Annotated in this window: 8 protein-coding genes and 1 riboswitch; of the genes, 5 read left to right on the top strand and 3 right to left on the bottom strand. The window is 61.4% G+C overall.

Features of this window, described 5'->3' with window-relative positions:
• Window positions 1-109: 109 nt before the first annotated feature.
• Window positions 110-2,647, bottom strand: a complete 2,538-nt coding sequence (gene hrpB / locus KYK14_RS20635; RefSeq protein WP_219161590.1) for an ATP-dependent helicase HrpB — start codon at window positions 2,645-2,647, stop codon at window positions 110-112.
• A gap of 200 nt (window positions 2,648-2,847) precedes the next feature.
• Window positions 2,848-3,171, bottom strand: coding sequence for a rhodanese-like domain-containing protein (locus KYK14_RS20640; protein ID WP_219161591.1), 324 nt, complete (start codon window positions 3,169-3,171; stop codon window positions 2,848-2,850).
• Between the two features lie 101 nt (window positions 3,172-3,272).
• On the opposite strand from KYK14_RS20640, the gene pnuC reads away from it, so the two are divergent.
• The 4 genes from pnuC (at window position 3,273) to KYK14_RS20660 (ending at window position 5,983) form a co-directional block, all read left to right on the top strand.
• Window positions 3,273-3,905, top strand: a complete 633-nt coding sequence (gene pnuC, locus KYK14_RS20645; RefSeq protein ID WP_219161592.1) for a nicotinamide riboside transporter PnuC — start codon at window positions 3,273-3,275, stop codon at window positions 3,903-3,905.
• Window positions 3,906-4,442: an AAA family ATPase gene (locus KYK14_RS20650; protein WP_219161593.1), complete on the top strand. Its 537-nt coding sequence runs from the start codon at window positions 3,906-3,908 to the stop codon at window positions 4,440-4,442.
• Between the two features lie 78 nt (window positions 4,443-4,520).
• Window positions 4,521-5,411 carry an aldose 1-epimerase family protein gene (locus KYK14_RS20655; RefSeq protein WP_219161594.1) on the top strand — a complete coding sequence of 297 codons (891 nt, stop codon included), beginning with the start codon at window positions 4,521-4,523 and terminating at the stop codon, window positions 5,409-5,411.
• Window positions 5,412-5,572: 161 nt separating this feature from the next.
• Window positions 5,573-5,983, top strand: a complete 411-nt coding sequence (locus KYK14_RS20660; RefSeq protein WP_219161595.1) for a GNAT family N-acetyltransferase — start codon at window positions 5,573-5,575, stop codon at window positions 5,981-5,983.
• Between the two features lie 126 nt (window positions 5,984-6,109).
• Here the strand turns inward: KYK14_RS20660 and KYK14_RS20665 are convergent, their stop codons facing one another.
• On the bottom strand, window positions 6,110-6,346 hold the full coding sequence (locus KYK14_RS20665) for a hypothetical protein (protein ID WP_185281264.1): 237 nt from the start codon (window positions 6,344-6,346) through the stop codon (window positions 6,110-6,112).
• 213 nt (window positions 6,347-6,559) lie between these two features.
• Window positions 6,560-6,669, top strand: a riboswitch (TPP riboswitch).
• A gap of 62 nt (window positions 6,670-6,731) precedes the next feature.
• On the opposite strand from KYK14_RS20665, the gene KYK14_RS20670 reads away from it, so the two are divergent.
• Window positions 6,732-9,212 carry a TonB-dependent receptor gene (locus KYK14_RS20670; protein ID WP_219161596.1) on the top strand — a complete coding sequence of 827 codons (2,481 nt, stop codon included), beginning with the start codon at window positions 6,732-6,734 and terminating at the stop codon, window positions 9,210-9,212.
• Window positions 9,213-9,246 lie beyond the last annotated feature (34 nt).

The following is a 9,246-nucleotide window of genomic DNA, read 5'->3' on the forward strand; positions in this document are numbered from 1 at the left end:
GCTAAAACGAGTCGTTATTGTGACTATCGTTCTGACGTGAGAAGGTCTTTCGCAAGCTCAGGATGACAGGCGATTTTACGTTCAATACTTAACACTCAAACTCAACACTTCATAATAGCCCATTCTGCTTTTTGGTGCCTCGAATAGCCTGTGCTTCCAATGGGTTTTCGGGCCAGTAGTGCTTGGGATATCGGCCGCGTAGTTCCTTGCGCACCTCGAAGTAGCTGCTGGTCCAGAAGCTGCGCAAATCGCGCGTTACCTGGGCCGGGCGGTAGCCGGGCGAGAGCAGGTGCAGGGTGAGCGGCACCGCGCCGCCTACCGTAGGCGTATCGAGTAGGCCAAATACCTCTTGCAAGCGCACGGCCAGCACGGGTGCGGTGGGGTCGTGGTAGTCGAGGCGGATGCGCGAGCCGGTGGGGACTTCCAGATGGGTAGGGGCGAGGCGGTCCAGCTCTTGGCGCTGTGCCCAGCCGTCGGGCAGCCAGTTTAGTAGCGCTTCCCCCAAGTCTAGTTTACTGATATCGGCCGCGGAGCGTACGCCATCCAGGAACGGCCCCAGCCACTCGGGCAGCGCTTCCAGTAGCGCCGCATCCGATACCTCGGGCCACTGCTGGGGCCGCAGGTGGTGCAGAAACGCCAGCCGCTCCCGCACCTGTGTGGCCGCCTCCGTCCACGGCAACCGGCCGATTCCCGCGGCCCGCAAGTGGTCGAGCACTACGGTAGCCACCGTTTCTGGCGTGGGCTGAGGTAGGGCAGATTCAGCTAGAACCAGTGCACCCAACCGTTGCGTGCGGCGGGCTACCACGCGGCCAGCGGTATCGTCCCAACGCACCTGCTCGTGTGCTTTGATGAGGTAGGCGAAGTGCTGTTCGAGCTCGGCGCGACTGATGGGCGCGGCCAGTCCGGCTCGTGGCTGCGCGGCCACGCCATCCAGCGTAGCTACGGCAAAAAACGTGTCGCTGGCGCTAAAAAACTCCACTGGCAACGTGGCCCGCTGGCCCGATACCAAGCGCACGCGTTCGGGCGTTTCGCGCTGGGCGAGGCGGTCGGGGTAGGCGAGGGCCGTGAGTAGGCCGGCCGCGTCAGGCACCAGCGGAGCGGCTTCTACCCCGGCTCGGCGGCGCAGGACTGTAGCAGCTTCGCGCACCCGGCGCAGCGTGGCGTGGTCGGGGTGCAGGCCGGGTAGGGGCGCCCGGCCGGTTTCCAGGGCTTCCAGGCGCAGGCGCACATCGGGCGGGCCAAAGGAGCCGTCGGCGGGGCGGAGTAAGTCTCGCTCGGTGAGAAGGGCGGCCAGGGCGCAGGCTGTGGTGCCTTGCCCTACCTCTTTGCCTCGCACCACTAAGTGTGCCAGGCGCGGTGCTAGCCCAAGCCCTGCCAGTGCCCGGCCGTGGAGGGTAGGGCGGCCATCGGGTTGGAGGGCATGAAGCCGCACCAATAGTTCGCGGGCCAAAGCCAGCGCGGCGGTGGGCGGCGCATCGAGCCAGCGCAGGGCTTGAGCATCGTAGGCCCCCCAAAGTGCCAGCTCCAGGGCCAGGGCGCTCAGGTCGGCCGTCAGGATTTCGGGTGCGAGGTAGGCGGGTAGCTGGTGATGGTCGGCGGCGGTCCAGAGGCGGTAGCAGGTGCCGGGACCAAGGCGGCCGGCGCGGCCCCGGCGCTGGTCGGCAGCGGCCTGGCTTACGGGCTGGGTAGTGAGGGTGGAAAGACCGGTGCGCGGCTCAAACTGCGGCACGCGGGCGTAGCCACCATCCACCACAATGGTCACGCCCTCAATGGTTAAACTGGTTTCGGCGATGCTGGTGGCCAGCACTACTTTGCGCCGGCCGGCTGGGGACGGCCGTAGTGCGGCATCCTGCTGTTCCAGAGGTAGCTCGCCGTGCAGCACGTGTAGGTCGGTGGTGGGCGCGAGGGTAGGGGCCAGGCGCTCGGCCACGCGGCGCTGATCGGCTAGGCCGGGCAGAAAGGCCAGCACGTCGCCGGTGGCGTGGGTGGCCAGGGCTTCGCGGATAACGGCGGGCATCAGGTCTTGCAGCCGCTCGTGGGGCCGGCGGCTGGCGCTGCCCGCCCGCGCTGGCGTGAGGTAGTGCGTCTCGACGGGGTAGCTCAGGCCGGCGCTACGCACCACCGGCGAGCCCAGCCAAATGCCCAACCGCTCGGCCTCCAGCGTAGCCGACATCACTAGCAACCGCAAATCGGGGCGGAGTACGGCCTGTGCGTCTAGTGCCAAGGCCAAGCCAAGGTCGGCCTGCAAGCTTCGCTCGTGAAACTCATCAAACAGCACGGCTGCCACGCCTTCCAGCGCGGGGTCGTCCTGAAGTTGGCGCGTCAGAATCACTTCCGTTACTACCTCAATCCGCGTTTTCGCGGAGACTTTGCTTTCCAGACGCATGCGGTAGCCCACGGTCTGGCCGACTGGTTCACCCAGCAACTGCGCCATGCGCGTGGCCGCCGCCCGCGCCGCCAGCCGGCGCGGCTCCAGTACAATAATGCGCCCGCCGGGCGGCATCCAGTCGGCTTCGAGCAGGGCCAGCGGCACCAGCGTGGTTTTGCCCGCGCCGGGTGGGGCCTGCAACACCGCGCAGGCGTTTCGGCCGAGCGTAGCAAGCAGCTCGGGTAGGGCAGCGCGGATGGGGAGGTTGGGGAGATGCACGGGTGGCTAGTGGAGTAGTTACTGTAATACGTTTTTCATTCTGAGCCTGCGAAGAACCTTCTCACAGCTGGAACACTACCACACGAAGTCGTTCTCGTCATTTAATATCAACTACCAATGATTCGTTCTGCCGTGAGAAGGTCCTTCGCAGGCTCAGGATGACAGACGTATTTCAATTCAATTTTTAGCAATCAACACTGCTAATACACCGCTACCTCAGGGTCTACCTCGCGGCTCCAGGCGTCGATACCGCCTTTCAGATTGAGCAAATTGGTGAGGCCGTGGCGATGCTGCAAAAACGCCAGCGCCTGCATAGAGCGCACACCGTGGTGGCAAATGAGCACCACAGGCCGGTCGGTGGCTATTTCCTCGGTGCGGCGCGGCAGCTCGCCCAGCGGAATCAGGTGGCTACCCTCGATGCGGCAATAGTCGTATTCCATGGGCTCGCGCACGTCGATGAGCTGAAAAGTTTCGCCGCGTTGCTGGCGGGCGTGCAGGTCGGTGGGCGTGAGGTCAGGCAGCATAGGTAGCGAGGAAAGGTAGGCGGCAAAAATACGGCGCGGCTCGGTAGGTTTGGGTAGCTTTGGCCGCACTCGGTTGGGTGCTCACTCAAACACGCGTTGTTTTGCTGCATTCTCTGTACGAATTCTGGACGGCCGCCGTGGGCAACACGCCGCTGGAATGGGTAGCCGTTGTCACGGGGTTTTTGTGCGTGTGGCTGGCCGCCCGCGAGTCGCTTTGGAACTTCCCGGTAGCCATTGTGAGCTGTACGCTCTACATTCTGATTTACCACGACAGCAAGCTCTACGCCGACCGCAACCTGCAAGTCGTATTCATCCTGTTGAGCCTGTACGGTTGGTACGAATGGCTCTACGGCGGCGCCCGCCGCACCGAGCTAACGGTGTCGCGCACGCGCCCTCAGGAGTGGCTGCTGCTCGCGCTGGGCGCGGCCGCTTTCACGGGTGGCTTCGGCTACTACCTGCAACACTACACCGACGATACCATCCCCTACCTCGATAGTCTGACCACCGCCGTCAGCCTGGCCGCGCAGTACCTGATGATGCGTAAGCGCCTGGAAAATTGGTTGCTGTGGATTGGCGTCGATGCCTTGTACGTGCCTATTCTGTGGCACAAACAGCTCTACCCTACCAGCGGCCTCTACGCATTGTACCTCTTGCTGGCCGTGTACGGCTACGTGGAGTGGAAACGCGCTGCTCAGGTAGCGCAAGCTACTGGCACCTCCAATTCAGCTATCTAAATGCTACGCGTTTCCCTCACCGGCCCCGAATCGACGGGCAAAAGCACGCTGAGCCGCCTGCTGGCCGCGCACTACGGCACCGCCCACGCGTCCGAGTATGCTCGCGCCTACCTCGATCAACGCGGCCCTACCTACACCCTGCCCGACCTAGAGGCCATTGCCCGCGGCCAACTTGCCGCCGAAGTTCAAGCCACGGCCGAAGCGGCGGCGGCCGGCAAACCGGTGGTATTTTTTGATACCGATTTGGTGGTGATAAAAATCTGGGCCGAGCACGCTTTCGGGCAGTGTCCTATCTGGATTACCGACCACCTGCACCAACATCCCCACGACTTGACCCTACTGCTCGACGTGGACCTGCCCTGGGAGCCCGATCCCCTGCGCGAACACCCGGACCCCGCGCAGCGTCAGTATTTCTACGAGTGGTACCGGCGGGAATTGCAGGGCCTACCCAGCCAATTTGTGGAAGTAGGCGGGCCACCGACTGAGCGGCTGGCACGGGCTGTGGCGGCAGTGGATGCGTTGCTGCGGAATAGTTAGTAAGCGCCGAGCTGCGTATGTGGATACAATACAAACGTTTTTTCGAAAGCCCCATAGCTCATATCCCTACCCCAACCCATGCAACACACGCTCATCAACGACCACTGCCGCGTCACGATCAACACCAAAGGAGCCGAGCTGGCTAGCTTCGTCCGTACCGATTCGCAACAGAATCCGCCCGAGCTGGAATATATGTGGCAGGCCGACCCAGCCGTGTGGAGCCGCCACGCGCCAGTGCTGTTTCCGATAGTAGGCAAGCTGCCGCAGGACACTTACCTGCATCAAGGCAAAGAATACAAATTGCCCCAACACGGATTTGCCCGTGACCGGGAATTTGCCTTGGTACAGCAAACGGAAACCGAACTGACATTTGAGCTACACGCCGACGAACAGAGCAAGCAGGTCTACCCCTTCGATTTCGTGCTGCGGATTTCCTACCATCTGCACGAGCTGAACTTGGACGTACGCTGGCAGGTGCTGAACCCCGCCACCAACCAGGAGCTGCTGTTCAGCATCGGGGCACACCCGGCGTTCCGGTGCCCGCTGCTTCCTGGCGAAACGTTTGAGGACTACGCGTTCCGTTTCGACCACCCCGTTACGTTCGAACGGTACTTGCTGCAAGGCGGCCTACTCTCCGGCGAAACGGAGCCAGTGCTAAATCAGCAAACCGAGCTGCCGCTGACGTACGACTTGTTCAAAGACGATGCGCTGGTGCTCAAGCATTTCGACTTTTCTACCATTACGCTGCGCAATTCCCGCTCTGACCGCGCCGTGCGTCTGCGCTTCGACGGCTTTCCCTACCTCGGCCTCTGGACCAAAGGCCCCGGCGCCGAGTTTGTGTGTGTAGAGCCCTGGCAAGGCATTGCCAGCACAGTAGGTACACCCGTGGAACTAGCTGATAAGGAAGGTATTCTGACCTTGGCTCCCGGCCAGGAGTTCAATGCCGCGTATTCTATTGCTGTGCAGTAAATCCATTTCTGTTTCTCTGCTTTTGCCTGTCATCCTGAGCTTGCGAAGGACCTTCTCACGTGAGAACGAGTCGTTGTTACGCTTATCGTTCATGCGTGAGAAGGTCCTTCGCAAGCTCAGGATGACAGAGAAAAAACATTCAACTACCTAGTGGCTCGCGCATGCATATCCAACCCATCACCCCCGAGCAAACCCACGCCCTGCGCCACCAGGTACTGTGGCCCGACAAACCGTTGGCATACGTGCAACTGCCGGAAGATGCTGATGGACACCATTTTGGGGTGTTTGAAGGAGAGAACCTGGTAGCGGTGATTTCGTTGTTTGTGGATGCGCGGGGCGAGGCGCGGTTTCGCAAGTTTGCTACCCATCCCGATTTTCAGGGGCAGGGTATTGGCACGGCCTTACTCACGCACGTGCTAGGCGAGGCCATCCGCCTGGGCGCACACGCCATTTGGTGCGATTCGCGCCAATCGGCCGCTGATTTTTACCGGCTTTTTGGGATGGAGCCGGAAGGGGAGGTATTCTATAAAGGTCCGATTCCGTACGTGCGGATGCAGCGCCGCTTGCCGTAGCGTCCGCCCTGAGGGGCTTACACGCAAAGAACCCCTTTTGAGGGTAGGCTCTCTCTTTCAGCCACGAATTGAGAGAAAGCCAGCCCACTAGAAGGGGTTCTTGTTTTTTGAGGGGAAAGCCAGCGGCTACACCAGCGGTGCGGCCGGGCGCGTGGGTACGCCCCGGTTGTAATCGGGCTCCCAGTCGTTGATGGGGCGGGTGATGCCGGGCGGCAAATCTAGGTCGGGTAGGCCGTCGTCGAGGGGCTCGCCGCCTTCGTCGTCGTTGTCGGGGTAGGGGGGACGTAGGAAACGCCGCTTGGGCATCACCAGGAAATACGCCAGTACGGCAAAGACCAGAAGGGTATAGATCAGACTGATCATGGCGGAAGCAGGTGGGTGAATCGACGAGGGAAAGGACGACGAAAGACTACTGTCAGTCAGTTAACTAACGGCAGTCGGGGCCGAGTTGTTTTCGGAAAAAGTCACTTTTTCAACCCCTCCGCCCGCGTCTACCCAAGATACGAAGTTCTGGCGCGAAAGAAAAATAGCCGCGTGCTTCTGCTTGTAACTGGCCGGTGCAGCGCCTACTTTTGCCCCATAGTTTAGGGGTGCCAACCCGCCATGTGGCGGCCAGTGGCTGAGATCATACCCATTGAACCTGATCCGGGTAATGCCGGCGAAGGGAACAGACGATCCGCGAACGTGAAAACCCGAGTGGTGCCGACCCCTGGCACCGGGCCCGTTCCACTTTTCTGCTTTTGCATTCTTGAAAAATGTACTGGTTTTGGGTACCGCGCTGTTGACGCTGCCCGTAGCGGCCTGGGCGCAAGGTCCCGTGTCCGGCATCATCACCGATGCCCGCACAGGCACGCCGCTACCCGGCGCTACCGTACTGCTCGACGGCGCTACCGGGGTGGTAACCGATGCGGCCGGCGGCTTCTCCCTACCCGCTGTGCCAGCTGGCGCGCACACGCTCCGCATCACGTTTGTGGGCTACGACCCCATCACGCGCACCGTGCAGGGTCAGGCCACCGCGCAGCGCCTCACAGTGCCATTGCAGACCGGCGGTGTGCTCACCGGCGAGGCCCTCGTAACGGCCCAGCGCGCCAACGAGCGCACAGCCACCGCCTACACCAACCTGGGCAAGGAAGACCTAGCCAAGCGCAACTTCGGCCAAGACCTGCCCTACCTGCTCGACCAAACGCCCTCTGTAGTCGTTAATTCCGATGCCGGGGCGGGCGTGGGCTACACCGATATCCGTATTCGGGGTACCAGCAACACGGGTATCAACATGACCATCAACGGGGTGCCGCTGAACGATGCGGAGTCGCACGGGTCGTTTTTGGTGAATCTGCCGGATCTGGCGTCGTCCATCAACTCCGTGCAGGTGCAGCGGGGGGTAGGCACCAGTCAGAACGGCGGCGCGGCCTTCGGAGCCAGCATCAACATCTCTACCTTGGATGTGCGCCGCGAGGCCTACGCCGAAACGCAAAACACCTACGGCTCTTTTAACACCTGGAAAAACAACGTGCAGTTTGGCACCGGCCTGATTAACGGCCATTTCACGGTGGATGGCCGCCTGTCGCGCATTGCCACGGATGGCTATATGAACCGGGCGTCGTCGGATTTGAAGTCGTACTACTTTGCGGCGGGCTACCAGGGCAAGAATACCATGCTGAAGTTCATCACCTTCTCGGGCCACGAGAAAACCTACCAGGCCTGGAACGGTGTGCCCGAACCGGCCATTACTGGCAACCAGACTCTGCTTCAGAACTACATCGACAACGGCGAGCTGAGCGAAGCTGATGCCGAGCGCGTGCGCCGCGAGGGTAGGCGCTACAGCTACTACACCTACGACAACCAAACCGACAACTACCAGCAAAACCACTACCAGCTGCACCTCTCCCAGCAGTTGGGTCCCGACTGGAACGTGGGCGCGGCCCTGCACCTTACGCGCGGCTTTGGCTACTACGAGAGCTACCGCGCCCGCCGCCGATTCACCGACTACGGCTTGCAAAACGTGATTATCGGCGGCGATACCATCACGCGCACCAACCTGGTAGACCGCAAATGGCTGGATAATTACTTCTACGGCGGCACCTTTGCGCTCAACTACCAGCCTCGCGATGGCAAGCTGCAAGCCACCATAGGCGGCGCCTGGAATCAGTTTGATAACGACCACTACGGCGAAGTGATCTGGGCGCAGTACGCTTCCAACAGCACCATTCGCCAGCGATACTACTTCAACAACGCCCGCAAAACCGACTACAACGCCTACGCCCGCGCCACCTGGCAAGTGCTACCCAAGCTGGGCGTGTACGGCGATATGCAGGTGCGCCACATTACGTATGCTATTGATGGCGTGGAAGATGAGCAGAACGACGTGCGTACCCGCGCCCGCTACACGTTCTTCAACCCCAAAGCCGGCGCTACCTTCGCCCTGGCTGAAGGGCAGCAGCTCTACGCCAGCTTTGCCGTGGGCCAGCGCGAGCCCGTACGCTCCGACTTCACCGACCGCCCCGCCGGCGACGTAGGCGCTAAAGCCGAGCGCCTCAACGACTGGGAGGGCGGCTACCGCTTCACCCGCGCCAATGGTCGATTGTTAGGCTTTCCAGCCACCGTGCGCGTTGAGATTAACGGGTTTTATATGAGCTACCGCAACCAGTTGGTAGCCACCGGCCAGCTCAACGATGTGGGCACGCCTCTGCGGACTAATGTAGCTCGTAGCTACCGGCGCGGGGTAGAGCTAACGGAGTTTGCCTCTATCAATGATAAGCTAAGCCTGAGCAGCACGCTCACGGTCAGCCAAAACCGCATTCTGAATTATCAGGGCATCAGTTACGACGCTGATTACAACCCCGTGACGGAAGCGCCGCGCACGAGCACCATTTCCTACTCGCCTTCGGTGGTATCGGCGCACACGCTGGAGGGGCAGCCGCTGCCGGGCCTGCGCTTGGCGCTGCTCTACAAAACCGTGAGCCGCCAGTACCTCGACAACACCACCAGCGAGGACCGGCGCATCAAGCCCTACCAGGTGCTCGACTTCCGGGCGCGCTACACCATCCGGCCAAAGTTTGTGAAGGAAATTGAGTTGGGTTTGCTAGTAAATAACGTGCTAAACCGTCGCTACGTAGCCAACGGCTACACCTACAGCTACCTCGGCGCCAGCGGCGGCCTCGACACGTTCAACTGGTACTTCCCGCAGGCTACGCGCAATTTCCTAGCGTCGGTAGGCGTCAACTTCTAGACCACGGATTCGCTCGGCTTTATCGGATGACACG

Source organism: Hymenobacter profundi (assembly GCF_019334315.1).
Classification (GTDB): Bacteria; Bacteroidota; Bacteroidia; order Cytophagales; family Hymenobacteraceae; genus Hymenobacter; species Hymenobacter profundi.